This is a genomic window from Streptomyces sp. NPDC033216 (genome assembly GCF_055577115.1).
The window spans coordinates 385,321-410,320 of the sequence record NZ_JBVIQK010000001.1; the positions used below are offsets into that span (position 1 = coordinate 385,321).

At 72.4% G+C, this 25,000-nt stretch carries 24 protein-coding genes; 6 read left to right on the plus strand and 18 right to left on the minus strand.

Annotated features, from left to right (window positions below; genetic code table 11):
• Positions 1-175: 175 nt before the first annotated feature.
• The 3 genes from ACZ5Y0_RS01690 to ACZ5Y0_RS01700 are packed head-to-tail and all read left to right on the plus strand — an operon-like array spanning position 176 to position 2,923.
• The gene (locus ACZ5Y0_RS01690) at positions 176-1,246 is read left to right on the plus strand and encodes a M4 family metallopeptidase (protein ID WP_469126651.1); all 1,071 of its coding nucleotides are present in this window, start codon (positions 176-178) and stop codon (positions 1,244-1,246) included.
• Between the two features lie 20 nt (positions 1,247-1,266).
• Positions 1,267-1,533 (plus strand): protealysin inhibitor emfourin, encoded by a 267-nt coding sequence (locus ACZ5Y0_RS01695; RefSeq protein ID WP_469126652.1) that lies wholly within the window; start codon positions 1,267-1,269, stop codon positions 1,531-1,533.
• 58 nt (positions 1,534-1,591) lie between these two features.
• Complete coding sequence (locus ACZ5Y0_RS01700) at positions 1,592-2,923, plus strand: GH1 family beta-glucosidase (RefSeq protein WP_469126653.1); 1,332 nt, start codon at positions 1,592-1,594, stop codon at positions 2,921-2,923.
• A gap of 300 nt (positions 2,924-3,223) precedes the next feature.
• On the opposite strand, the gene era is transcribed toward ACZ5Y0_RS01700, so the two are convergent.
• A complete protein-coding gene (era, locus tag ACZ5Y0_RS01705) occupies positions 3,224-4,177 on the minus strand; it encodes a GTPase Era (RefSeq protein WP_388703820.1) in 954 nt (317 codons plus the stop codon).
• A 174-nt stretch (positions 4,178-4,351) separates the two neighbouring features.
• Here era and ACZ5Y0_RS01710 point away from each other — a divergent pair, with 174 nt between their 5' ends.
• Together ACZ5Y0_RS01710 and ACZ5Y0_RS01715 are read left to right on the plus strand one after the other, a co-directional pair.
• Complete coding sequence (locus ACZ5Y0_RS01710; RefSeq protein WP_469126654.1) at positions 4,352-5,662, plus strand: ammonium transporter; 1,311 nt, start codon at positions 4,352-4,354, stop codon at positions 5,660-5,662.
• Positions 5,659-5,997 (plus strand): P-II family nitrogen regulator, encoded by a 339-nt coding sequence (locus ACZ5Y0_RS01715; protein ID WP_366057621.1) that lies wholly within the window; start codon positions 5,659-5,661, stop codon positions 5,995-5,997. Before ACZ5Y0_RS01710 ends, ACZ5Y0_RS01715 begins: the two co-directional genes overlap by 4 nt.
• Here the strand turns inward: ACZ5Y0_RS01715 and ACZ5Y0_RS01720 are convergent.
• The 15 genes from ACZ5Y0_RS01720 to ACZ5Y0_RS01790 form a co-directional block, all read right to left on the minus strand.
• Positions 5,891-6,910: a DUF916 domain-containing protein gene (locus ACZ5Y0_RS01720; protein WP_469126655.1), complete on the minus strand. Its 1,020-nt coding sequence runs from the start codon at positions 6,908-6,910 to the stop codon at positions 5,891-5,893. The genes ACZ5Y0_RS01715 and ACZ5Y0_RS01720 overlap by 107 nt on opposite strands.
• Before the next feature lie 92 nt (positions 6,911-7,002).
• Complete coding sequence (locus ACZ5Y0_RS01725; protein WP_469126656.1) at positions 7,003-8,334, minus strand: WxL domain-containing protein; 1,332 nt, start codon at positions 8,332-8,334, stop codon at positions 7,003-7,005.
• Between the two features lie 171 nt (positions 8,335-8,505).
• Complete coding sequence (locus ACZ5Y0_RS01730) at positions 8,506-8,979, minus strand: hypothetical protein (RefSeq protein WP_469126657.1); 474 nt, start codon at positions 8,977-8,979, stop codon at positions 8,506-8,508.
• Positions 8,980-9,233: 254 nt separating this feature from the next.
• Entirely contained in the window at positions 9,234-9,584 is a 351-nt protein-coding gene (locus tag ACZ5Y0_RS01735; protein WP_469126658.1) for a cytidine deaminase, read from the minus strand.
• A 52-nt stretch (positions 9,585-9,636) separates the two neighbouring features.
• Positions 9,637-9,996, minus strand: coding sequence for an MmcQ/YjbR family DNA-binding protein (locus ACZ5Y0_RS01740; protein ID WP_469126659.1), 360 nt, complete (start codon positions 9,994-9,996; stop codon positions 9,637-9,639).
• The gene (locus ACZ5Y0_RS01745) at positions 9,993-11,288 is read right to left on the minus strand and encodes a hemolysin family protein (RefSeq protein ID WP_469126660.1); all 1,296 of its coding nucleotides are present in this window, start codon (positions 11,286-11,288) and stop codon (positions 9,993-9,995) included. Before ACZ5Y0_RS01745 ends, ACZ5Y0_RS01740 begins: the two co-directional genes overlap by 4 nt.
• Positions 11,285-11,782 carry an rRNA maturation RNase YbeY gene (ybeY, locus tag ACZ5Y0_RS01750; RefSeq protein WP_366057447.1) on the minus strand — a complete coding sequence of 166 codons (498 nt, stop codon included), beginning with the start codon at positions 11,780-11,782 and terminating at the stop codon, positions 11,285-11,287. The genes ACZ5Y0_RS01745 and ybeY overlap by 4 nt, the downstream gene beginning before the upstream one ends.
• A gap of 13 nt (positions 11,783-11,795) precedes the next feature.
• Positions 11,796-12,866 (minus strand): PhoH family protein, encoded by a 1,071-nt coding sequence (locus ACZ5Y0_RS01755; protein ID WP_469126661.1) that lies wholly within the window; start codon positions 12,864-12,866, stop codon positions 11,796-11,798.
• A gap of 175 nt (positions 12,867-13,041) precedes the next feature.
• Positions 13,042-14,163: a carbohydrate kinase family protein gene (locus tag ACZ5Y0_RS01760; protein WP_469126662.1), complete on the minus strand. Its 1,122-nt coding sequence runs from the start codon at positions 14,161-14,163 to the stop codon at positions 13,042-13,044.
• A 110-nt stretch (positions 14,164-14,273) separates the two neighbouring features.
• Positions 14,274-15,563, minus strand: coding sequence for a glucarate dehydratase family protein (locus ACZ5Y0_RS01765; RefSeq protein WP_469126663.1), 1,290 nt, complete (start codon positions 15,561-15,563; stop codon positions 14,274-14,276).
• A gap of 533 nt (positions 15,564-16,096) precedes the next feature.
• Entirely contained in the window at positions 16,097-17,086 is a 990-nt protein-coding gene (locus ACZ5Y0_RS01770; RefSeq protein ID WP_469126664.1) for an adenosine deaminase, read from the minus strand.
• 20 nt (positions 17,087-17,106) lie between these two features.
• The gene (locus ACZ5Y0_RS01775; protein WP_469126665.1) at positions 17,107-18,039 is read right to left on the minus strand and encodes a ribonuclease Z; all 933 of its coding nucleotides are present in this window, start codon (positions 18,037-18,039) and stop codon (positions 17,107-17,109) included.
• A 3-nt stretch (positions 18,040-18,042) separates the two neighbouring features.
• Positions 18,043-18,396 (minus strand): histidine triad nucleotide-binding protein, encoded by a 354-nt coding sequence (locus tag ACZ5Y0_RS01780; RefSeq protein ID WP_467513226.1) that lies wholly within the window; start codon positions 18,394-18,396, stop codon positions 18,043-18,045.
• Positions 18,397-18,500: 104 nt separating this feature from the next.
• Positions 18,501-21,752 (minus strand): S41 family peptidase, encoded by a 3,252-nt coding sequence (locus tag ACZ5Y0_RS01785; protein WP_469126666.1) that lies wholly within the window; start codon positions 21,750-21,752, stop codon positions 18,501-18,503.
• Between the two features lie 62 nt (positions 21,753-21,814).
• A complete protein-coding gene (locus ACZ5Y0_RS01790; RefSeq protein WP_469126667.1) occupies positions 21,815-22,363 on the minus strand; it encodes a hypothetical protein in 549 nt (182 codons plus the stop codon).
• An 85-nt stretch (positions 22,364-22,448) separates the two neighbouring features.
• On the opposite strand from ACZ5Y0_RS01790, the gene ACZ5Y0_RS01795 reads away from it, so the two are divergent.
• Positions 22,449-22,838 carry a hypothetical protein gene (locus ACZ5Y0_RS01795; RefSeq protein WP_469126668.1) on the plus strand — a complete coding sequence of 130 codons (390 nt, stop codon included), beginning with the start codon at positions 22,449-22,451 and terminating at the stop codon, positions 22,836-22,838.
• Between the two features lie 83 nt (positions 22,839-22,921).
• Here ACZ5Y0_RS01795 and ACZ5Y0_RS01800 read toward each other — a convergent pair whose 3' ends face one another.
• Positions 22,922-23,668, minus strand: a complete 747-nt coding sequence (locus ACZ5Y0_RS01800) for a 16S rRNA (uracil(1498)-N(3))-methyltransferase (protein WP_469126669.1) — start codon at positions 23,666-23,668, stop codon at positions 22,922-22,924.
• Positions 23,665-24,798, minus strand: coding sequence for a nitronate monooxygenase (locus ACZ5Y0_RS01805; protein ID WP_469126670.1), 1,134 nt, complete (start codon positions 24,796-24,798; stop codon positions 23,665-23,667). Before ACZ5Y0_RS01805 ends, ACZ5Y0_RS01800 begins: the two co-directional genes overlap by 4 nt.
• Positions 24,799-25,000 lie beyond the last annotated feature (202 nt).

Sequence of the window (25,000 nt, forward strand, 5' to 3'; positions counted from 1 at the left end):
GCCGAGCCCCACGGGACGCGCTGGCCTGTTCCAGTATGCGGGACCGGCCGGACGAACCGGACAAAAAGTGCCGCATACCACTCATCGGTGTAGATCGCGGATGTTTGTCACTGTATTTCACCAATCATGGTTGCCTTTGGTGACAGGGGCGTCACGCGGTGCGATGGTGCCGGGCATGACGACTCACGGGGGCTTCGAGCCCGTCTTCTGCACCGTCGTACCGCCCCACGTCCTCGACCGCCTGGCGCGCAACGACGACCCCGCTCTCTCCGGACCGGCGCGGCGCACCCTGGTGCGCGACAGCGAGCTGCGCTCCCGGCGCCGGGTGACCAGCGAGTTCCGCCTCGCGCCCGCTCCGGCGGCGCAGGCGCCCTCGGACCAGCCGTTGCGCACGGTCCACGACGCCGGGCACGGCACCGCCCTGCCCGGCACCAAGGTCCGGGGCGAGGGCGACGACCCGGGCCAGGACGCCACGGTGAACCGTGCCTACACGGGCCTCGGCGCCACCTTCGAGCACTTCCTCATGGCCTACGGCCGCCACTCCATCGACGACGACGGCCTGCCCCTGGACGCCACCGTCCACTACGACGAGGACTACAACAACGCCTTCTGGAACGGCGAGCAGATGGTGTTCGGCGACGGCGACGGCGAGATCTTCGTCGACTTCACCAGCTCCATCGACGTGATCGGCCACGAGCTGAGCCACGGCGTCACCCAGTACACGGCGAACCTCACCTACTACGGCCAGCCGGGCGCCCTCAACGAGTCGATGTCCGACGTCTTCGGCGTGCTCATCAAGCAGTACACGCTGGGCCAGACGGCCGCCGAGGCCGACTGGCTCATCGGCGCCGAGCTGCTCGCCCCGAACGTGAGCGGCCGGGCCCTGCGCTCCATGAAGGCCCCCGGCACCGCGTACGACGACGACGTGCTCGGCAAGGACCCGCAGCCCGCGACCATGGACGACTACGTCCGCACCGGTCGCGACAACGGCGGCGTCCACATCAACTCGGGTATCCCGAACCACGCGTTCTACCTGGCCGCCACCGCCCTCGGCGGCTTCGCCTGGGAGAAGGCCGGCCAGCTCTGGTACGACGTGCTGACCGGCGGCGAGCTGACGGAGCGGGCGTTCTTCACCGACTTTGCCAAGCTCACCGTGAAGGCCGCGCGCGAACGCTTCGGCGACGGCGGCGAGGAGTTCCAGGCAGTGGAGAAGGCGTGGGAGCGGGTGGGGGTGCGGATCCGGTAGATCCGTACTAGACACGTCCCATGCGGATTGACGTGAGACGCACGGGCGGGTTCGCGGGCATCGAGCGCGGCGCCGGGGTGGACACCTCGGGGCGGCCCGACGCCCGCGACTGGGAGGTCCTGGCCGGGCAGGCGCTGGCCGACGGTCACCCGTCCCGCCCGGCCGGGGTCCCGGACGGGTTCAGCTACGAGATCACGGTGGACGGGAGGACGGTGTACGCGGCCGACCCCCGGCTCACCCCGGAGCAGCGCGAGCTGGTCTCGCGCGTGCTGAAGGAAGGGGCCTGACCGCCGTTTGACGCCGGGGCGTTGACTTCCCTTACCGGCGGTACGGATGATCGCGCCCATGGCGACTGATCCGCGCGGGGCGGCGAACCCGATACCCCGGTTCCCGGCCGGGTTCCTGTGGGGTGTCTCGACCTCCGCCCACCAGATCGAGGGCGCGGTCGACGCCCGCGAGCCGTCCGTCTGGGACGCCTTCACTGCCGAGCCGGGGCGGGTCAAGGACGGCTCCACGGCCGCGGTGGCCTGCGACCACTACCACCGCCACCCCGAGGACGTGGCCCTCCTGGCCGGCCTGGGCGTGGACGCGTACCGCTTCTCGATCTCCTGGCCACGGGTGAACTCCCCCGGCGGCCTCGACTTCTACGACCGGCTGGTGGACGACCTGCTGGCGGCCGGCGTACGCCCCGTCCCGACCCTCTTCCACTGGGATCTGCCGGCCCGGCTGGACTGGCTGGAAAGGGACACGGCGCACCGCTTCGCCGAGTACGTGGCCGTGGTCGCGGACCGTCTCGGCGACCGTGTGCACAAGTGGATCACCCTCAACGAGCCCGCCGAACACACCCTGCTGGGCCACGCACTGGGCATCCACGCCCCCGGCCGGCAGCTGATGTTCGACGCTCTCCCGGTCGCCCACCACCAGCTCCTCGCCCACGGCCTGGCCGTCCAGGCACTGCGGGCGGCGGGCGCCCGCGACATCGGCATCGCCAACTCCCACGGCCCCACCTGGCCCGCCTCCCGGGAACCCGCCGACCTGGAGGCCGCCGCCTTCTACGACCTCCTGCTGAACCGGCTCTTCGCCGACCCGCTCCTGCTCGGCGAATACCCGGAAGGCCTGGGCGAATTGATGCCCGGGGACGTGCCGTCCGACCTCCAGGTGGTCGCGGAGCCCCTCGACTTCTACGGCGTCAACTACTACGCCCCCACCCGCGTCGGCGCTCCCCAGGGGACCGAGATCGAGTTCGGCGGCGTGCGCATCCCGGCCGAACTCCCCTTCACCGTCCGGCAGATCGAGGGTGTCCCGGTCACCGACTTCGGCTGGCCGGTGGTGCCGGAAGGACTGACGGAACTCCTGACCGGCTTCGCGGAACGCTACGGCGACCGCCTCCCGCCGGTCGTCATCACCGAGAACGGGTGCAGCTACCCCGGCATCGACGACCAGGACCGCATCGCCTACCTCGACGGCCATCTGCGTGCCCTGCACCGGGCGGTGGAGGCGGGCGTGGACGTGCGCGGCTACTTCGTGTGGTCGCTGCTGGACAACTTCGAGTGGGCGGAGGGCTACGCTCGCCGCTTCGGCCTGGTCCACGTGGACTTCTCCGACCCCGGCACCCTGGAACGCACCCCCAAGGCTTCCTATGCCTGGCTGCGGGACGTCCTGCGGGCCCAGAGGTGACGACGGTCCGCCCGTCGGCCGCCCCTGCCGAGCCCTCGACCCGGTCGGCGGGCGGCTGGACGGCGCCGCCGTGCCGCCGTGCCGCCGTGCCGCCGTGCCGCCGTGCCGCCGACGGGACGATCCGGGTGGGCTGGTTCGGGCCCCGCTCCGGGTCGACCCCGGCATCCCCCAGAACCCCGACTTCCGCGACTGCCTCGGGTCCCGCCGCCCTTCCTTCGCCCCCTTCACACGCGGGTCCAGGCCGTACCGACCAGCGGCTACCGCCGCGCGGCAGCGGTGCCGAACACCCCTTCGACGACCCTAGAACCCCAACTTCCGCAACTGCTTCGGGTCCCGCTGCCAGTCCTTCGCCACCTTCACGTGCAGGTCCAGGAAGACGGCGGTGCCGAGGAGCGCCTCGATCTGCTTGCGGGACTTGATGCCGACGTCCTTGAGGCGCTTGCCCTTCGGGCCGATGATGATGCCCTTCTGGCTGGGGCGCTCGATGTAGATGTTCGCGTGGATGTCGAGAAGCGGCTTGTCCGCCGGACGGTCCTCGCGCGGGAGCATCTCCTCCACGACCACCGCGATGGAGTGCGGCAGCTCGTCGCGGACGCCCTCCAGCGCCGCCTCGCGGATCAGCTCGGCGACCATCACCTGCTCGGGCTCGTCCGTCAGGTCGCCCTCGGGGTACAGCGGCGGGCTCTCCGGCAGCATCGGGATCAGCAGGTCCGCGAGCAGCTCGACCTGCTGATCGCCGACGGCGGAGACGGGCACGATCTCGGCCCACTCGATGCCCAGCTCCTTGCCGAGCTGGTCGATCGCGATCAGCTGCTCGGCCAGCGTCTTGGAGTCCACGAGGTCGGTCTTCGTCACGACCGCGACCTTCGGCGTCCGCTTGATCCCGGCCAGCTCCTTGGCGATGAACCGGTCGCCGGGGCCCAGCTTCTCGTTGGCCGGCAGGCAGAAACCGATGACGTCGACCTCGGCCCAGGTGGTGCGTACGACGTCGTTGAGCCGCTCGCCCAGCAGGGTGCGCGGCTTGTGCAGCCCAGGTGTGTCCACGAGGATCAGCTGCGCGTCCGGCCGGTGCACGATGCCCCGCACGGTGTGCCGGGTGGTCTGCGGACGGTTGGAGGTGATCGCCACCTTCGTCCCGACCAGAGCGTTCGTGAGGGTGGACTTGCCCGCGTTGGGGCGGCCGACGAAACAGGCGAAACCGGCCCGGTGGGCGGCCTCGGCCGGCTGTTCGGATGACTGGGTACGAACGCTCATGCCGCCCATTCTCCCTGATCCACGAAGCCCTGCCGTACAACCGCCCGAGAGCACCCCCGGACGTGAGGTTCCAGAAACCCGCACGCAATGAAACGTCACGGAAACACACACGTACGCCACCGGAAACGCATGCCCGTGAATCTCTGACGAGCCCCCACCCCGTTGGAGACGACCGTGACCCTCGCCGCCGCTCGGATCGACACCGGCGACACCGCCTGGCTGCTCGCCGCCACCGCTCTCGTCCTGCTGATGACACCGGGCCTCGCCCTGTTCTACGGCGGCATGGTCCGCACGAAGAGCGTCCTCAACATGCTGATGATGAGCTTCGTGTCGATCGCTCTGGTCACCGTCGTGTGGCTGACCGCCGGTTACTCCCTCGCCTTCGGCCCGGACGCCGGCGGCGGACTCATCGGCACTCTGGAGCACGCCGGCATGGCCGGTCTCCGCCCGGACAGCGTGTCCGGCACCGTGCCGACCCTGCTGTTCGCCACCTTCCAGCTGACCTTCGCGATCATCACGGCGGCCCTGATCAGCGGCGCGATCGCGGACCGCGCGAAGTTCGGGGCCTGGCTGGTCTTCGTGCCGGTCTGGGCGCTCCTCGTATACGTTCCCGTCGCGCACTGGGTGTGGGGCCCGGACGGCTGGATCCTGAGCGGCCTCGGGGCCCTCGACTTCGCCGGCGGACTCCCCGTCGAGATCACCTCGGGCGCCTCGGGCCTGGCGCTCTGCCTGGTCCTGGGGCCGCGCCTGGGGTTCAAGAAGGACGCGATGCGTCCGCACAACCTCCCCATGGTCATGCTGGGCGCGGGCCTGCTGTGGTTCGGCTGGTTCGGCTTCAACGCGGGCTCGGCCCTCGGCGCGAACGGCCTCGCCGCCGCCGCCTTCCTCAACACCCTCGCCGCAGGCTGCACCGGCCTGCTCGGCTGGCTCTTCGTCGAGCAGAAGCGCGACGGACACCCCACCACCCTCGGAGCGGCCTCCGGCGCCGTCGCGGGCCTGGTCGCGATCACCCCCTCCTGCGGTTCGGTCTCCCTGCTCGGCGCCCTCGCGGTCGGCCTCGCGGCCGGCGTCGTCTGCTCCTACGCCGTGGGCTGGAAGTTCCGGTTCGACTACGACGACTCCCTCGACGTCGTCGGCGTCCACCTGGTCGGCGGGGTCATCGGCACCCTCCTCATCGGCGTCTTCGCCGTCGAGTCGATGACCGGCGGCGCGGAGGGCCTGCTCTACGGCGGCGGCCTCGCCCAGCTCGGCAAGCAGTTCGTGGCCGTCCTCGCCGTCGGCGCGTACGCCTTCCTCATGACGTACGGCATCGCCGAGCTGCTCGACCGGACCCTCGGCTTCCGGGCGGACGAGGAGCACGAGCACACCGGTCTGGACCTTACGGTGCACGCCGAGACGGCATACGATCACGGCGTCCTGGGCCATGGCGCCCCGGTCGGTGCGTCCTCCGTCCCCTCCGCTCAGAAGGTCAAGCCCCCGGCATGAAGCTCATCACCGCGATCGTCAAGCCGTACCGCCTCGACGAGGTCAAGACCGCCCTCCAGGAGCTGGGTGTGCACGGTCTGACCGTCACCGAAGCCAGCGGCTACGGCCGGCAGCGCGGCCACACCGAGGTGTACCGCGGGGCCGAGTACCAGGTCGACCTCGTCCCGAAGGTCCGGATCGAGGTCGTCGTCGAGGACGCGGACTCCGAGGCCGTCATCGACGCGATCGTCAGGGCCGCGCAGACGGGGAAGATCGGCGACGGAAAGGTGTGGGCCGTCCCGGTCGAGACGGTCGTCCGGGTCCGGACCGGCGAGCGCGGACCCGACGCGCTCTGACCAGCAGCGTCCCGCCCACCAGCCCGGCGAGGAACGCCACCGCCACCAGCAGCCAGGGCAGCGCGAGGAACGATGTGCTCGCCGACTCCCGCGTGCCCTCGGCGCTCGCGGTCAACGTCACGTCGCCCCGGTCGAGCCGGGGCGCGTCCCGCCAGGGTTCGGTGAGCCGGACCCGCTGGCCGGGCAGCAGCTCGGAAGGGACCGCGGTCAGGTCGCGGGCGAGGAGCGTACGGCCGAAGAGGCCGCGGGCCCGTAGCTCCACCTTCGGTTCGAGGGTGACGTTGCCCGTGTTGTGCAGGGTGTAGGAGATCGTCGCGGCGCTGTCGCCGAGGCCGGGGACGAGCGGCCGGTCGTACCCGAGGCGGACGTCCTCGACGGCCAGCGCGGGCAGCGTCGGGCCGCTGACCTGGAGGTAGACGCGGGCACCGACCGCCCGCCGCACGCCGAGCGCGACTCCGCCGCCGGCCTTCTCCACACGCTCGTCGAGCGCCACGACCGCGCCCGGATGGTCACCGGGTTCGGCGTCCGCGGGCACCCGGATCGTGAACGGCACGGTGACGGACTTCCGGCCGGGCACGGTGACCCGGTCCTTCGCGGGCTTCGCCCACGCTCCCACGCCCCGCATCCGTTCCCCCGGCGTCCGTACGGCGAACCCACCGTCCCGCGCGGTGTTGTAGGCGTCGGCGGCGTACAGCCGGAAGGTCAGGGCCTCGTCCGTCTTGTTGACGACGACGACCTTGTCCTCGATGGTCTGCCCCCGGTCGGCGGAGACGTAGAAGTACGGGCGCGCGGCGACGGTCGAGGAAACGGGCTGCACGGACCAGCTGCCGTTGTCCGCGGCACCCGCCGGAGCGGCGCCCGACAGCAGAGACGGAACGAGCGGCAGAAGGAGCAGGGCGTACGGCTTGCGCATGGGTGCGGACCCCCGCGGACATCGGGCACGGCGGATGGTCGGGCGGGTGCGGACCCGCGCGGAGCGAGCGCCCGGCCACCGGTGGACGTCGATCAGCTGAGCGTCAGGGTCAGGACGCCGGCGTACGTGCCCGGAGGCGTGAACGCCGGTACGTCGAGGGAGAGCTGGGCGTCGGCTGTGAACTCGCCGCCGGTGAGCGCCGCGTCGGGGGCCGAGGCCAGGGTCGCCCCCGCCGTGCCCACCACGCCCGCCGAACCGGCCCGGCAGGTGCTCGGGCTGCCCGCGTCGGTCGCGCACGCGGGTGTCCAGCTCAGCGCGCCGGCGTCGATCTTGGCGCCGGGTCCGGTGAAGTCGGTGACCTTGCCGGTCAGGGACCAGCCCGCGGGGCCACCGCGGAAGTCCTTGACGGTCACCGTCCGCAGCGCGCCGGTCGACGCCCCGCCGGTGCCGAAGTCGACCCCCGACAACCGGACGGCGTCCCCGGCCTGGGACATCGACAGCGTGCCCGCCTTCACGGTCGTCGTCAGCTTCTGACTCCCGTCCGGTACGGGCGTGTCGTCGAGGACGACATAGGCGACGGGTCCGGCGCCCTTCTCCGCGCTCCAGGCGCCGCCCTCGTAGGCCACCACGCCGGTCGTGGTGCGGTCGGTGACGGCGAGGGAGCCGCTGAAGCCGCCCTGCGCGCCCGCGGTCACGGTCGCCGTGTCCGCGGTCTGGGCGCTCCCGGAGCGCCCGGCGAGGGTGACGGTCGCGCCCGGTGTGAAGGCGCTGCCCGTGACGGTCACCGCGGCCCCTGGCGCACCGGAGGCGGAACTGAGCGAGATCGCTCGGGTGTTGGCGGGTGGGTTGTCGCCCGCCGTGACCGTCTCCGACACCGGCGCGGGCGGGCCGGTCACCGTGCAGGGGGTGTCCAGCTCCAGGATGTAGCTGGTGTGGATGTTGTAGTCGCCGGGCGAGAGCGTGATCGCGCCGGGTGCGGTGACCGTGAAGGTGCCGGTCATGGAGAACGACGGGAAGGGCCCCTTGCCGGGCACCGGGTCGTTCTTCTTCGGCCCCGCGACGGTGACGCTGCCGGTCTGCGCCCCGCCCAGGGTGACCTTGCCCGTGGGCGTCATGATGTCGGCCGGCAGGGCCAGGTCGGTGGGGTTGCTCGCGGCGGGCTTGACCACCGTGTAGGTCACGGTGACGGTGTCGCCGACCCGGGGAGTGGCGTCGTCCACCGTGATCTTCCCGGTGGTGGTGCCGTCGATCGGCGGGATGCCCGCGATGGGCGGCGGGACGCAGTGCGTGGGGAAGTCCACGTCCACGGCCGCGGCGACGGCGGCGGGCGCCGCCAGGGCTCCGCCCGCGGTGACCGCGAGCGCGGTCGCCCCGAGCAGCGCGGTCCAGTGCCGTCTGCGGGATCTCTGGGGTGTGGGACCCATGGGTGCCCCCTCCTGAGGGATGCGGGCGCAGCTACTCGTCTGCGCCGACAGGGGGCATTGAGATGGGGATCGCACCAGAAGTCAATGGACGCGACGAGAGGAACTGACGAACCGTCAGCTTCCTGCTCTCGCGGGGAAACTGACGGCTCCATGGCCCCGTTCAGCGCAGCGTCAGAACACGAACGGTCCCGGCGACTGCGGCCCGTTCGCCGTACAGGTGACGGTGATCCCGAAGACGACCATCTTCAGGGACCCCCGGTAGAAGTCCAGCCTGTCACCGGAGGCCACGGTCCCGCCGAGCGGTCCGACCACGATCGGGGCGCCGACCGCCATGGCCGGGTTCGCGGTGCCGGTGAAGACTCTGGCGGCACCGGCCGAGTTCGCCATCGTGAGCGTGGAGGTGATGCTGTTCGCGTTGATCGCGATCGGCGCGGTGATGGCGGTGGACGACAGCTTGAGGGTGGCGGAGGTGCCGCTCTGGGTGGCGGTGAGGGTGGCCGCACCCCCGCCGAACAGACCGCAGTTCGCGGTGACGGTCGCCGTCGTCGGAGTGACGGCGGCGGCAGAGGGTGCGAGCGCCGGCCCGGTGACCGCGAGGGCCCCCGCCAGCAGTGCCGCACCTGATCCGATTCGCTTGCCTCGCATGGGAATTCCGGCTCCTTCCCGAATGTGGGGAGACGGACAGCCGAAGCGGGACGGGTGGGTGCGGGCACCGGTGCCGATGGGGTCTCAATCTGACGGTCCGTCGGATATACGCTTCCATTGACGGGGCGGGGAAGCGAGAAGGGCAAGGCCGAATTCCGGCCTACCTGGGGTGGGCCGCGGGCTCATGATCCCCCCACGTGGCGACCTGGCCCGGCCGGAGAACGCGGGTCCGGGGGGCGAGGCCCCCCGGTACCTCAGCCGGCTGAGACGGTCGCCCGGACGACGCCGTCGGGCCCGGCCACCAGCACCGGCGTCCCCGGCCCGCCGAGATCCCGTACCGCAGCGAGATCCGCCTCGGCGGCACCCTCCGCCGACGTCACGACGGCCGCCGCCTCCAGCGACTCCGCCCCCGACGCCACCGCCATCGCCACCGCCGTCTGCACCGCACTCAGCTTCAGCGACGGCAGATCCACCGTCCCGGCGACATACGTACGTCCCGTCTCGTCCCGTACGGCGGCACCCTCGGGCACACCGTTGCGGGCCCGCGCCGAACGGGCCAGGGTGACGATCTTGCGGTCCTCGGGATCAAGCGCGTTGTCGGTCATGCCCCCGAGCATACGAAGCGCCCGCCCCGGCAGACGCTCAGGGGCAGGCCGCTCAGGGCCGGTCGAGGCGGAGCCGCTCGGCACGCGGCAGACCGGCCACCACCAGGTCGTAGGAGTCCTCGACCAGCTCCCGGACCACGCGGTCCGGGAGACCGCCGTCGACGGTCACCGTGTTCCAGTGCCGCTTGTTCATGTGATAGCCCGGAACGATCAGGCCGGGGTACTCCTCGCGCAGCCGGATCGCGTCCTCCGGGTCGCACTTGAGGTTCACCGTGAGGGGCTTCCCGTCCAGGCTGGTCAGCGCGAAGAGCCTGCCCCCGACCTTGAACACCGAGATCTCCGGACGGAACGGGAAGTCCTCCACGACCGCGTTGAACGACAGACACAGACCACGCAGCTCCTGGGGCGTCACTGCGCCTCCTCGTCCTCCGGCGGCGCCACCGGCTCCACCAGCACCGTCACGATCTTGTTGCGGCGCCCGGCGGCGGCCTCGGCGGTCAGCCGCAGGGAGCGGCCGTCGGGCAGCTCGACGGTCGAGGAGGCCCCGGCGATCGGCACCCGGCCCAGCGCCTTCGCGAGCAGTCCGCCGACGGTCTCCACGTCCTCGTCGTCGTACTCCTCCAGGCCGTACAGCTCGCCGAGGTCGGTGATGTCGAGGCGCGCCGTGACCCGGTAGCGGTCCTCGCCCAGTTCCTCGACGGGCGGGAGTTCACGGTCGTACTCGTCGGTGATCTCCCCGACGATCTCCTCGAGGATGTCCTCGATGGTGACGATGCCCGCGGTGCCGCCGTACTCGTCGATGACGACGGCGACGTGGTTGCGCTCCTGCTGCATCTCCCGGAGCAGATCGCCGGCGTTCTTGGTGTCGGGGACGAACGCCGCGGGCCGCATCGCCGTGGACACCAGGTCGCTCTCCGCGTCCCGGCTGATGTGCGTCCTGCGCACCAGGTCCTTGAGATACACGATCCCGACGATGTCGTCCTCGCTCTCCCCGGTGACGGGTATCCGCGAGAACCCCGAGCGCAGCGCCAGGGTGAGGGCCTGCCGGATCGTCTTGTACCGCTCGATGACGACCAGGTCGGTCCTCGGGACCATGACCTCACGCACGAGCGTGTCGCCCAGCTCGAAGACCGAGTGCACCATCCGGCGCTCGTCGTCCTCGATCAGCGACTCCTTCTCGGCGAGGTCGACCAGCGCCCGCAGCTCCGCCTCGGAGGCGAAGGGGCCGCGCCGGAAGCCCTTGCCGGGCGTGAGCGCGTTGCCGATGAGGATCAGCAGCGACGGGATCGGACCCATGATGCGCGCCAGCGGCAGCAGCACGTACGCCGCCGCCGTCGCCGTGTTCAGCGGGTGCTGGCGGCCGATGGTGCGCGGGGAGACGCCCACCGCGACGTACGACACGAGGACCATCACGCCGATCGCGGCCAGCAGCGCGGGCGTCGTGCCGTCGATCGCCTTCAGACAGGCGTGCGTGACGAGCGCGGCCGCCGCCATCTCGCAGACCACGCGGACCAGCAGCGCCACGTTGAGATAGCGGGTCGGGTCGGCCGCGACCTGGGCCAGTTTCGCGCTGCCGCGCCGGCCGGAGCGGACGGACTCCTCCGCGCGGAAGCTGGAGACGCGCGCGAGGCCCGCCTCCGCGCAGGCGGCGAGCCACGCCACGACGACCAGGGCGATCGCCCCCGAGACGAGGGGGAGGCTCATGACACGGTCGGGGCCGGGGACGGGCCGGTGTGGCCCTTCTCCGCACGCCAGCCGTCCACGATGGCCGCCTGGAGGCCGAACATCTCGGCCTTCTCGTCCGGCTCCTCGTGGTCGTAGCCCAGCAGGTGCAGCACACCGTGGACGGTGAGCAGCTGGAGCTCCTCGTCCATGGAGTGCCGCGTCGGCGCTTCCTCACCCTGCTTCTTCGCGACCTCGGGGCACAGCACGATGTCGCCGAGCAGGCCCTGCGGGGGCTCGTCGTCGTCCTTCGACGGCGGACGCAGCTCGTCCATCGGGAAGGACATGACGTCCGTCGGCCCCGGCAGGTCCATCCACTGGATGTGCAGCTGCTCCATGGCGTCGGCGTCCACGACGATCACCGACAGTTCGGAGAGCGGGTGGATGCGCATCCGCGCGAGGGCGTAGCGGGCGATGTCGAGGATCGCCTGCTCGTCGACCTCGGTTCCGGACTCGTTGTTGACGTCGATCGACATGGTGGTGCTCGGTCTACTTCCCCTTGTGCCCGGACTTCCCCCGGCCGCCCTTGTGCGTGCCGTTCTCCGTGCCGTGCGTGTCGTCGTACTTCTCGTACGCGTCGACGATACGGCCCACCAGCTTGTGCCGTACGACGTCCTGGGACGACAGCCGGGAGAAGTGGACGTCGTCCACACCCTCCAGGATGTCCTGCACCTGACGCAGCCCGGACCTGGTGCCGCTCGGCAGGTCGACCTGCGTCACGTCGCCCGTGATCACGATCTTCGAATCGAAGCCGAGCCGGGTGAGGAACATCTTCATCTGTTCGGGACTCGTGTTCTGGGCCTCGTCCAGGATGATGAAGGCGTCGTTGAGCGTCCTTCCCCGCATGTAGGCGAGGGGTGCCACCTCGATCGTGCCCGCCGCCATCAGGCGCGGGATCGAGTCCGGGTCGAGCATGTCGTGCAGGGCGTCGTACAGGGGGCGCAGGTAGGGGTCGATCTTCTCGTACAGCGTGCCGGGGAGGAATCCGAGCCGCTCCCCCGCCTCGACCGCCGGACGGGTCAGGATGATCCTGTTGACCTGCTTCGACTGGAGGGCCTGGACCGCCTTGGCCATCGCCAGGTACGTCTTGCCGGTACCGGCGGGGCCGATGCCGAAGACGATCGTGTGCTTGTCGATCGCGTCGACGTACCGCTTCTGGTTGAGGGTCTTGGGGCGGATGGTGCGGCCGCGCGAGGACAGGATGTTCTGCGTCAGTACCTCGGCCGGGGTCTCCTGGCCGTCGCTCGTCCCGTTCTCACTCGCCCGCAACATGGCGATCGAGCGTTCCACTGCGTCCTCCGTCATCGGCTGTCCGGTGCGGAGCACCAGCATCATCTCGTCGAACAGGCGCTGGATCATGGCGACTTCCCGCGGATCGCCCACCGCGCTGATCTCATTGCCCCGGACATGGATGTCGGCCGCCGGGAAAGCCGTCTCGATCACGCGCAGAAGGGAATCTCCGGACCCCAGCACGGTCACCATGGGGTGCTGGGCGGGAACGGTGAACTGTGCTCTCGCCTCGCCCTGCGCGGGCGTGTGAGCTGTCGGTGTCTGAGTCATAGGCCGGCCCGAAGGCCTCTACGTCCTCCCGGATGCGACTCGCCTGCCACGAGGGCAGCCTGGCGTTTTCCAGGGTACGCCAGGGGACTGACAACGCCGTAGGGCTTTTCGACCACCGGCTCCTCCGGCGGGACGGTGTCCGGCGGCTCGGGCGGGCGGTGTCCGCTCCCGCACGTCAGCCCGAGCCGCCGAATCCGATCGTGGGGACCGCTCTGCGGCGGGGCCACGGCGTGGCCTGCCGGGTGGGGAGCAGGCCCTCCAGGAACGCGTACCGGCGCAGCGCCTCCGGGTTCTGGCTCTCCACCGACTGCACCCGGCGCCACCAGGCGGCGACCTCGGACCAGCCGGGCGCGGACAGCGAGCCGCCGAACTCCTGCACGGAGAGCGCGGCGGTCAGACCGGCGAACGCCAGGCGGTCCGCGAGCGGCCAGTCGGCCAGCGTGCCCGTGACGAAACCGGCCACGAAGACGTCGCCCGCGCCCGTGGGGTCGAGGGCCTCGACGGCGATCGCGGGAACCTCCGCGGTCTCGCCCGTGCGGCCGTCCACCGCGTACGCGCCCTCCGCGCCGAGGGTGACGACGGCGAGCGGTACGTGCTCGGTGAGGGCGCGGGCCGCGGCGCGCGGACAGGTGGCACCCGTGTACCGCATGGCCTCCTGTGCGTTCGGCAGGAACGCCTCGCAGTACTCCAGGTCGGCCAGGCCCGCCAGGTCCCAGGCGCCGGTGTCGTCCCAGCCGACGTCCGCGAAGACGCGGGTGCCGCGGTTCGCCGCCTGGGCGATCCAGGGGGCGCGCTTGCCGGGGGTGAGGGAGGCGACGGCGGCCCTGGCGTGCGGCGGGGAGGCGGGGGCGGGCTCCTCCGGGGGTGGTTCGTGACCGTGGGAGACCATGGTGCGCTCGCCCTCGTACGCCATCGAGACGGTGACCGGGGAGTGCCAGCCGGGGACCGTGCGGGACGCGGTCAGGTCGATGCCCTCGCCCTGTTCCAGGGTGTCCCAGCAGTACTCGCCGTAGTGGTCGTCGCCGAAGGCCGCGGCGAGCGAGGTCCGCAGGCCGAGGCGGGCCAGGGCGGTGGCCATGTTGGCCACGCCGCCGGGACTGGAGCCCATGCCGCGCGCCCAGGACTCGGTGCCGCGGACGGGGGCGGAGTCCAGGCCGGTGAAGATGATGTCGAGGAACACGGTGCCGGTGAGGTAGACGTCCCACGGCGGGTCCGTGGGGGCGCGCCGGGCGGCCAGCGGGTCTACCTGGGCCTGGCGGGGGTTCCGGTGGTGTCCCTCTCCGGTGGACGCGGTCACGGTGTGCTCCCTGACGTGGTGCCGATTCGGCCAGTGTGCACCACGGGGCTGACAAGGCGGCGGCGTCGGGGGCGGGGCGGGGTGTCGCTGTGGCGGCGGAAGCCTGGGCCTCACCAGCGGGGTACCGCCGGGGTGCTCCAGGCAGGGGTGGCGGCGCGCATCGCTGCCTCGTCGTCCCGGTCGCGGTAGGTGCCCTTGTCGTCCAGCCAGCGCTGGTGGAGGTGGCGGAGGCGGTCCCGGTCGAGGTCGACGCCGAGGCCGGGGGCGTCGGAGACGGTGACCTTGCCCTCGGTGAAGGTGAGGCGGTCGGTGAGGACGTCCTCGGACTGCCAGGGGTAGTGGGAGTCGCAGGCGTGGTGGAGGTCGGGGACGGTGGCCGCGACGTGGGTCATCGCGGCGAGGCTGATGCCCAGGTGGGTGTTGGAGTGCATCGAGACTCCGACGCCGTGGGTGCGGCAGACGGCGGCCAGGTGCTGGGTGTTGCGCAGCCCGCCCCAGTAGTGGTGGTCGGAGAGGACGACCTGGACGGCGTCGCGGGCGAACGCCTCCTTGATCTCGGCGAACGTGGTCACGCACATGTTCGTGGCGAGCGGTACGCCGGTTCCGGCCGCCACTTCGGCCATGGCGGGGGTGCCCAGGGCCGGGTCCTCCAGGTATTCGAGGACGTCCTGAAGCTCCCGGGCCACGCGCAGGGAGGTCGGCACGCTCCAGGCGCCGTTGGGGTCCAGGCGGAGGGGGTGGCCGGGGAACGCCTCGGCGAGGGCGCGTACGGCGGCGACCTCCTCGTCCGGCGGGAAGACACCGCCCTTGAGCTTGAAGGAGGTGAAGCCGTACCGCTCCTTGAACGTCCGGGCCTGCTCGACGATGCCGGCCGGGTCGACGGCCGGCCCCCAGTCGTCCGTCTCGTGCGGTACCGACTCGGGATGGTCGGCCCACTTGTAGAAGAGGTACGCGCTGTACTCGACGGCGTCGCGCACCTTGCCGCCCAGCAGTCGGTGCACCGGCAGGCCGACGGACCTGCCGAGGGCGTCCAGGCAGGCGACCTCGAAGGCCGAGACCACGGACAGGCGGAGCTTGTCGGCCGTCTGGACGCCCCGCAGCCCGCCGACGTCCATCTGCTCCGAGATGCGTGACCGGTCCACGTCCACCTCGTCCCCGAGAGTGAACAGCGCGTTCAGGTCGCTGACCTGTCGGCCGATCAGTTTCTTCGCATAGGGGCGGGCCAGGTCCAGGTACCTGGTGTCGCCGTAGGTCTCGCCCAGACCCGTGACACCGTCGGCCGTGACGACCTCCACGATCAGGCGCGGGGTGTACGGCTGGTGCACGCCCTGCGTGTTCAGGAGGGGCGGGTCGGCGATCAGGATCGGCGTCAGCCGTACGTCCTTGACGGTGAGGTCCACCCGGCCATCTCCCTATGTGAAGGTCGTCCATGTATGAAGATGGAGGCTAAGTACATGGACCGCCGGACGTCAACGGAGCCTTCCCCTTCGGCCACCGGTGAAGGGCGTCACTGCCACCCGACGAACACCTGACCAGATCTCTCCTGATCCACATCACTCCCGTTCCGCTTCTCGCACCTGCGTGCCAGGTACGGATTGCCGCGGGCTGCTGAGTTCGGCCTCGGCCGATTCGCGCGCCGCGTCCACCGGCACGCCCAGCGGGGCGGTACCGCGGGTGGGCGCGGCGGAACAGGCGGTCGTGAAGATCCCGGTGGACGTTCCGGTGGGTGTGTCCAGCCAAGGGGCGTACGACACGGCCGGGCCCCGGCGGGCGGCTGCCGCGCCGGGCGCCGTGGAGTAGGGCGGCCCGGTGGGATCTCGCGCGCCCCGGCTCCGCCTCGCGGTCCCCCCCGCCGCCCGAAGGGGGTGGGGGTACCCCGCCCCCGACCCGCTCCGCTGGCCGGCCTGATCCGAACGGAAGACCCCGGAACGACTCAGAACTCGTACGCGTCGACCTCGGCCAGATACCGCGAACGCAGCTTCTCGTCGTCCTCGAGGAAGGAGGCGACGAAGGAGTTGCGGGCCAGTTCGCGCAGCCGCTCCTCGCTCAGGCCGAGCTCCGACCGTACGGCGTCGAAGTTGTCGCCCGCGTAGCCGCCGAAGTAGGCCGGGTCGTCGGAGTTGACCGTGCACACCAGCCCGGCGTCGAGCATGGCGGGCAGCGGGTGGTCGGCGAGGACGTCGACGGTCCGCAGCCGGACATTGGACAGCGGGCACAGCGTCAGCGGGATCCGCTCCCGCACCAGCCGCTCGACCAGTGCCGGGTCCTCCATGCAGCGCAGCCCGTGGTCGATGCGCTCGATGCCGAGGACGTCGAGGGCCTCGGTGATGTACTGCGGCGGCCCCTCCTCACCGGCGTGCGCGACGCGCCGCAGGCCGAGGGCGGCGGCGGTCTCGTAGACCTCGCGGAACTTCACGGGCGGATGCCCGACCTCCGCCGAGTCCAGCCCGACGCCGGTGATCCGGTCGAGGTACGGCTTCGCGGCGTCGAGCGTCTCCAGCGCGGACTCGGCGGACTCGTCGCGCAGGAAGCACATGATCAGTCGGGTGGAGACGCCGTGGTCGGCCCGGCTGCCGCCGAGCGCCCGCCACAGCCCCTCGACGACCGTGCCCATCCCGATGCCCCGGGCGAGGTGGGCCTGCGGGTCGAAGAAGATCTCCGCGTGCCGCACGCCCTGTGCGGCGGCGCGGGCGAGGTAGGCGTTGGCCAGGTCCTCGAAGTCCCGCTCGGTGCGCAGCACCGCCATCAGCTCGTAGTACAGGTCCAGGAAGGACTGGAGGTCCTCGAACCGGTACGCCTCACGGAGCGCCTCGGTGTCGGCGTACGGCAGCGTGACACCGTTGCGGGCGGCCAGCTCGAAGGCCAGCTCCGGCTCCAGAGTGCCTTCGATGTGCAGGTGCAGTTCTGCTTTGGGGATGGGCATCAAAGCATCGTACGGATGTCTTATCGTCGTTTCGGAACCGGCACCCGCAGAAGGTCGTACGCCACCGTCAGCTCCCCCTCGAACCCGGCCGCCCGCGCCTGCCGCTCGAACTCTCCCCCGGACCCCGTCCGGGAGGTGTCCCCGGGTTCGTTGTACCGCTGACTGAAGTGCGTGAGAACGAGATGCCGGACACCGGCGTCCCGCGCGACCCGCCCCGCCTGACCGGCGGTCAGATGACCGTGGTCCTCGGCGAGCCGCTCGTCCTCGTCGAGGAACGTCGACTCGATGACCAGCATGTCGCAGCCCTCCGCCAACTCCCCCACCCCGTCGCACAGGCGGGTGTCCATGACGAACGCGAACCGCTGCCCGTGCCGCACCTCGCTGACCTCCTCCAGCGACACCCCGCCGACCGAGCCCTCCCGCTGGATGCGGCCGACGTCCGGCCCCCGGACACCGCGCGCGGCGAGCCGCTCGGGCAGCATGCGGCGGCCGTCGGGCTCGATCAGGCGGTAGCCGTAGGACTCGACCGGGTGGGAGAGCCGGCGGGCGTCCAGCGTGTACGACGCGGTGACGGCGAGGGGTCCGTCGCCGTCGACCGGCACCTCGGTGACGCCGACGGTCTCACGGTAGGCGGTGGCATACCTGAGCCGGTCGAAGAAGCGCTGCCCGGACCGCGGGAAATGGGCGGTCACCGGGTGGGGGACCCGGTCCAGGTTGACGCGCTGGATCACCCCGGCGACGCCGAGCGAGTGGTCGCCGTGGAAGTGCGTGACGCAGATCCGGTTCAGGTCGTGCGCGGAGACCCCGGCCCGCAGCATCTGACGCTGCGTGCCCTCGCCCGGGTCGAAGAGGATGCCCTCTCCGTCCCAGCGCAGGAGGTAGCCGTTGTGGTTGCGGTGCCGGGTCGGGACCTGGCTGGCGGTGCCCAGGACGACCAGTTCACGTGCGGACACGGCTCAGCCGGGGGGCCACTGGAGGCCACGGCCGCCGAGGACGTGCGCGTGGGCGTGCCAGACGGTCTGGCCGGCGCCGCTGCCGGTGTTGAAGACGATGCGGTAGCTGTCCAGCTTCTCCTCGTCGGCGACCGCCTGCGTCTCGCGCAGGACGTCCGCGGCGAGCTGCGGCGCCTCGGCGGCGAGGGCGGCGGCGTCCACGTGGTGCGCCTTGGGGATCACCAGGACGTGGGTGGGCGCCTGCGGGTTGATGTCCCGGAAGGCGACGGTCGTCCCGGTCTCCCGCACGATCGTCGCGGGGATCGTCCCCGCCACGATCTTGCAGAACAGACAGTCGTCCTGCGGTTCGCCTGGCATACGGCCTCCTCGGGTGATGATCGCGTACCGGGGCATGCTATCGCCGCCGCCGACGGCTGGTGGGCGGCTCGTCACGCGGTTGCCCGCCCCCCTCGGGGGACGGCTCAGCCAAGACGCCGGTCGACGGGCAGGGCGGGCGGCACCTTCGCCGGAGTCTCCTCCAGTGCGAGCAGCGCCAGCCGGACCGCCTCCTCCAACTGAACGTCCCTGCCCGCGACATGGTCCTGCGGACGGATCACCACCTCCACGTCCGGATCGACGCCGTGGTTCTCCACGCCCCATCCGTGGCCGTCCAGCCAGATCGCGTACCTGGGCTGGGTGACCAGCGTCCCGTCGACCAGGCGGTACCGGTTGTCGATGCCGATGGTCCCGCCCCAGGTGCGCGTCCCGACCACCGGCCCGATGCCGAGCGCCTTGACCGCCGCGTTGACGATGTCCCCGTCGGAGCCGGAGAACTCGTCGGCGACCGCGACGACGGGCCCGCGCGGCGCGTCCTCCGGGTAGCTGTACGGCCGCATCCCGCGCGGCACGTCCCAACCGACGATCCGCCGCGCCAGCTTCTCCACGACGAGCTGGGAGGTGTGCCCGCCCCGGTTCTCCCGGACGTCCACGACGAGCCCCTCGCGGGCCACCTCCACCCGCAGGTCGCGGTGGATCTGGGCCCAGCCGGGGGCCTGCATGTCGGGCACGTGGAGATAGCCGAGCCGACCGCCGGACGTCTCGTGCACGTACGCCCGCCGGCCGGCGACCCAGGCGTGGTAGCGCAGCGGCTCCTCGTCGTCGACGGGGACCACGACGGCGTGCCGGGGTTCGCCCCCGCCGGACGGCGACACGGTCAGCTCGACCGCCTTGCCGGCCGTACCGACGAGGAGCGGCCCGGGTCCGGCGACCGGGTCCACGGGGTGGCCGGCGACGGCGAGGATCGCGTCGCCCGCGCGCACCGCGACGCCGGGCGCGGCGAGCGGGGAGCGGGCGTCGGGGTCGGAGGTCTCCGAAGGCAGGATCCGGTCGATGCGCCAACTTCCGTCCTCGTGCCGGGAGATGTCGGCGCCGAGCAGGCCCTGGCGGGCGCCGCCGCCGTGACCGCGGGGGACGACGTAGGCGTGCGAGGTGCGGAGTTCGCCGTGCACCTCCCAGAGGACGTCGACGAGGTCGTCGCGGGTGGCGACCCGGTCGAGGAGCGGCCGGTAGCGTTCGAGGACGCCGTCCCAGTCGATCCCGCCGAGGTCGGGCAGCCAGAAGTTGTCCCGCATGAGGCGGCCGGTCTCGTCGTACATCTGGCGCCACTCGGCGGCCGGGTCGACGGTCTGGCGGACGCGGCCGAGGTCGACGGTGAGGTGGGAGTCGCCGTCCTCGTCGCCGGAGGCGCGCCGGTCACTGGGAACGACCTTCAGCTTGCCGTCGGAGCGCAGCAGCAGCCGCTTGCCGTCGCCGCTGACCTCGAAGGCGTCGGCGTCGGGGGCGAGGTGTTCGAGGCGCTGGTGGACGAGGTCGTAGCGCTCCAGTCCGGTGTCCGGACCGGGGTCCTCCGGGGTGGCGCGGGAGGCGCCGAGGACACCGCGCACGGGGTGGCGCAGCCACAGCACGCCGTCCTTGGCGGCGCGCAGCCCGGAGTAGCGGCCGGCCTCCACGGGGAAGGGCACTATCCGGTCGGCGAGGCCCTCCAGGTCGATACGGGTGGCCGGGGCGCCCTCGCTGTCGGGGGTCTCGTCCTTGTCGGGGGCCTCGAAGGGGCGGCCGTGCCGTTGCGGGCCGAACGGCGAGGGGGTCGTCGCGGCCAGCGGGATCAGGTACGGGCGCGCACCTTCGATGAAGGACAGGTCGAAGGCGTGCTCGTCGTAGACCGGGTCGAAGGCGCGCGTCGACAGGAAGGCGAGGTGCTTGCCGTCCAGGGTGAACGCGGGCGCGTAGTCGTGGAAGCGCAGCGGGGTCGCCTCGGTGACCGACAGGTCGGCGGTGTTGGCGAGCTTGAGCCGGCTGAGCGGGCGCGGGCCGGGGTGCGACCAGGCCAGCCAGGCGGAATCGGGCGAGAAGACCAGGTCGGAGACCTCACCGTCCTCGCTGCGGTCGACCTCGTGGACCTCACCGGTCTCCCGTTCGACGAGCAGCAGCCGCCCGTCGTGTGCCGCGACGGCGGCCCGGCTTCCGTCGGGGGCCATGGCCAGTTCCAGCACCCTGCCGAGACGACCGGCGGCCAGCCGGCGCGGGGTGGCACCCGGTGCGGGACCGGTGGCGGGCGCGAACTCCAGGGCGTCGTCGCCCTCGGCGTCGGTCACCCACACCACCCACTCCTCGCCCTCCGTGCGGAAGGTGCGCGGCAGCCGGGCGCGGACGCCCGGTTCGGCGGCCAGGGCGCGAGCGGGGCCGTGGCGGTGGGTGACCCAGTGGACGGCGCCGCGCACCTCGACGGCGCTGCCGCGCGCGGTGTGGTCGGGGGTGGCGGAGCCCAGCCAGCGGGCGGCGGACACCGGGTACGGCCGCCGGCCGGTGCGCTGCCCGCCGAGCCGGACGTCGAGGCGGCGCGGCTCGGCGCCCTCCAGGTCGTCCAGGATCCACAGTTCACCGGCGGAGCAGTACACGACCCGGCTGCCGTCCCCGGCCGCGTGGCGGGCGTAGTAGCCGTCGAGCGGGGTGTGCCGCCGCAGGTCGGAGCCGTCGGCGAGGGAGGAGTACAGGGCGCCGGTGCCCTCGTGGTCGGAGAGGAAGGCGATCCTCCCCCGCTCCCGGCCGCGCTCCAGCGGGGGGACCCCCGGGCCCGCCCACACCGGGTACTCGATGTTGCCGTCGAGGTCCTCGTGCAGCCGCGTGAACTCGCCCTCGCCCTCCAGGTCGATCCACAGCTTGCCGGCCGTGCCGCCCCGGTAGCGCTTCCAGGCGGCGGCCTCGCGTCCCATCGACGCGGACACCAGCACCGTGTGCGGGCCGAAGGCGACCCCGCCGACGGGCCCGTACGGCAGGGTGGTGGCCGGTCCGCCGTCGAGCGGGACCGCGCGGGCCCAACTGCGGCGCAGACTCGCCTGGTCGTGGGTGCTCAGCACGAGCACCCGGCCGTCGGGGGTCCAGCCGCGCACCCTGGTCTGGGGGCTGCCCCAGTACGTCAGCCGGGTGGTCGGTCCGCCGTCGACCGGGGAGATGTACACCTCGGGGGCGCCGTCGCGGGTGGAGGTCCAGGCGACGGTGGTGCCGTCGGGCGAGATGCGGGGCAGGGTGACCGGCGTTCTGTCGGCGCTGACCCGCCAGGCGCGTCCGCCGTCGAGGGGCGCGAGCCACACGTCGTCCTCGGCGGTGAAGGCCACCAACTCGCCGTGCAGGTGCGGGTATCGGAAGTACGCGGCAGGCGTCACGGGCTGGGTCACCCGATCACTCTAGGCAGGGGCGGGGGTGACCGACAGGGGTTCGGATCACTTGCTCGCGCAGGTCACTTGGTGTCGGCGGGCTCGCAGCGCGTGCCGTCGTCGCACCGGACCGTCTCGGTGACGGTCACGGTGACCGTGGGCCGGCCGGGCTCGGCGGGCCGTGCGGAGCGGGGCGGGGCGAGCGGCGAGGGGGTGACGGACTGGCAGTCGCCGAGGCCGCCCACCCGGAACAGCTGTCTGCCGCCGACGTCCGCGCGGAGGTCGCCGCGCACGCACGAGCCGTCGACGGCGCGCGTGACGTGGCCGGTGACGGTGATGTCCCGCCCGTCGCCGGTCTCCCCCTCGCAGTCGACGGAGGCGACGGTCTCCCGGCCCCCGGAGGACCCGTCGTCGCCGTAGTCGGCGGTGCAGGTCAGCCACCGCACGTCGACGTCCCGGCGTTCGATCTCGGTCGTCGCCGCCTCGTCGGTGGTGTACGCGACGGCCGCCGAGCCGATCCCGCCCGGTTCGCACGCCACGGCCCCGCCCACGGCCAGGAACGCGAGTCCCGCCACGGCCGCCGCACGTGTCCCACGCGCCCGGCCCAGCGTCCGTCTCCTCCATGCCCCCATGAAGGCAGCCTGCCACCGTCGGCGGGGGCGCGGTAGAGCACTTAACGCCATGCGCCGCACCGCCGTCCCGGCCTAGGGTGACCGCATGCGCAACCACCGCCGCCCGAGGAGACTGACCGTCGACGACACGACGGCCTACCTGTGGACGGTCCGGCACCGGCACCGGGACGGCCAGGGCTGCCGGGACGTCCTCACCCTGGTCCGGGACGGTGTGCGCACCAGGATCGTGTTCCGGGAGGGCGAGGGCCGTTACGTCGGCGGCGGCGCGTACACGCACTCGGGCGGCGTCGGCGACCGCTCCCACCACCTCAACCTGCACAAGCCCGGCACGGTGCGCGCCCTCGTCGACGAGGCCGTCCGCCGCGGACTCCTCCCGTACGAGGGGGAGCTGGACGGCTGGATCCTGTTCGAGGCCCTCGGCCGCGCGGCGCCGGCCACTCCCGAAGCTGCACCGGAGCGCCCCGCAAGCCCCTGAGGGGGACGAGGTGGGCCACGCGCATCCGGTCCGTCGGCGGGACCGGGCCGCGAGTCCCACCGGGTGTCCGCGAGGCGGGCCGGTCAGGACCAGCGGCCGGTCCGGCCCAGGATCAGGGCGGCTGCGGCCGTCCCGGCGGTCGAGGTCCGCAGCACGCTGCGCCCCAGCCGGTACGCCCTGGCACCGGCCTCCTCGAAGAGCGCCAACTCCTCCGGGGAGACGCCACCTTCGGGTCCGACGACCAGCACGATCTCGCCGTCCGCGGGGAGTTGGGCGGTGGCGAGGGGTTCGCTGCCGTAGTCACGGTCCTCGTGGAGCACCGCCGCGAAGTCGGCCCGTGCCAGGAGGGCCGCCACCTGTCTGGTGCTCGCCGCGTCGGCGACCTCGGGGAAGCGGACCCGGCGGGACTGCTTGCCGGCCTCGCGGGCGGTGGCGCGCCACTTGGCGAGCGCCTTCAGCCCCCGGTCGCCCTTCCACTGGGTGATGCAGCGGGACGCGGCCCACGGCACGATCGCGTCGACGCCCGTCTCGGTCATCGTCTCGACGGCCAGCTCGCCCCGGTCGCCCTTGGGCAGCGCCTGCACGACGGTGATCCGCGGTGACGCGAGGGGCTCCTGCGCCACCCGCGTCAGCCGGACGACGAGCCTGTCCTTGCCCTCGGCGGCCACGACCTCGCCCTCGGCCCAGCCGCCGGTGCCGTCGGTGAGGACGACCTCCTCACCGGCCCGCAACCGTTTCACGGAGACGGCGTGGCGTCCCTCGGGGCCGTCCAGCACGAACTCGGCGGGACCACCCGGCAGTTCCTCGACGACGAACACCGGGGCGGTCATCGCGCACCGCCCGCGCCGGCCGCGCCACCGCCCGACAACGCTGTCCTCGCCGTGTCGAGTTCGCCCTTCAGCACCTCCACCAGTTGCCCGGCGGGCAGCGCGCGGGCCAGCCGGTGTCCCTGGCCCGCCCACAGTGCCATGCCCTGCGCGTCGCCCGCCTCGGCGGCCGCCTTGCGCAGCGGCGAGGTGAGGTGGTGGACCTCGGGGTAGGCGGCGGGCGCGTACGGGCCGTGCTCGCGCAGGAAGCGGTTGACCAGGCCACGGGCCGGACGCCCGGAGAAGGCGCGGGTGAGTTCCGTACGCACGAAGAGCGGATCGGTGAGGGCCTCCTTGTGGACGGCGGCCGCGCCCGACTCGGGCGTCGGGAGGAAGGCCGTACCGAGCTGGGCGGCGCACGCCCCGGCGGCGAGGACGGCGGCGATCTGGCTGCCCCGCATGAGACCGCCCGCGGCGACCAACGGCAGGCCCACGGCCTCCCGGATCCGGGCGAGCAGGGACAGCAGGCCGATGCCGGAGCCGTCGTTCTCGGGGATGTCACGGTGGGTGCCCTGGTGGCCGCCGGCCTCCACGCCCTGCACGATCACCGCGTCCGCGCCCGCCCGTTCGACCGCGACGGCCTCCTCGGCGGTGGTCGCGGTGACCAGCGTGAACGTGCCGGCCCGGCGCAGCGCCTCCAGCGCGTCCGGGCTGGGCACTCCGAAGTGGAACGACGCCACCGGCACCGGGTCGTCCAGCAGCACCGCGAGCTTGGCGTCGTAGCCGTCGTCGCGGCCGCTGTCCGGATCGCCCAGTTCGGTCTCGTACCAGGCGGCCTCACCGGCCAGCTGATGGGCGTAGACCTCGACGGCACCGGAAGAGGGCGCGGCGTCGGCCGTTCCGGTGGAGCCGGTGCCTGCGCCGGGGTGGTCCGGCTGCGGCATGAACAGGTTCACGCCGAAGGGACGGGAGGTCAGACTCCGCAGCTGTTTGATCTCCTGGTACATGCCGTCGGCGGTCTTGTACCCGGCGGCCAGGAAGCCCAGCCCGCCGGCCTCGGACACGGCGGCGGCGAGCTGCGGGAGGGAGACGCCGCCCGCCATGGGGGCCTGCACGATCGGGAGAGGGAAGAGATCGGTCAGCGCGGAGGACATGACCGCATGGTGTCACGTCCCCGGAACAGGTCCGAATCGAGCCCGCCGGCCCGTCCGGCGGTGCCCCTCCGGGAAGCTTGCGGGCGCGGCCCGTCCGAGGCCGGCTCGGGGGTCGGGGGGGCGGGAGCCTCCCCCCGGTTCCGGGCGGGAAGGGACGCGCCGGGCGGAACCCGCCCGCCCGCACTCCCTCCCTCGAGCACCG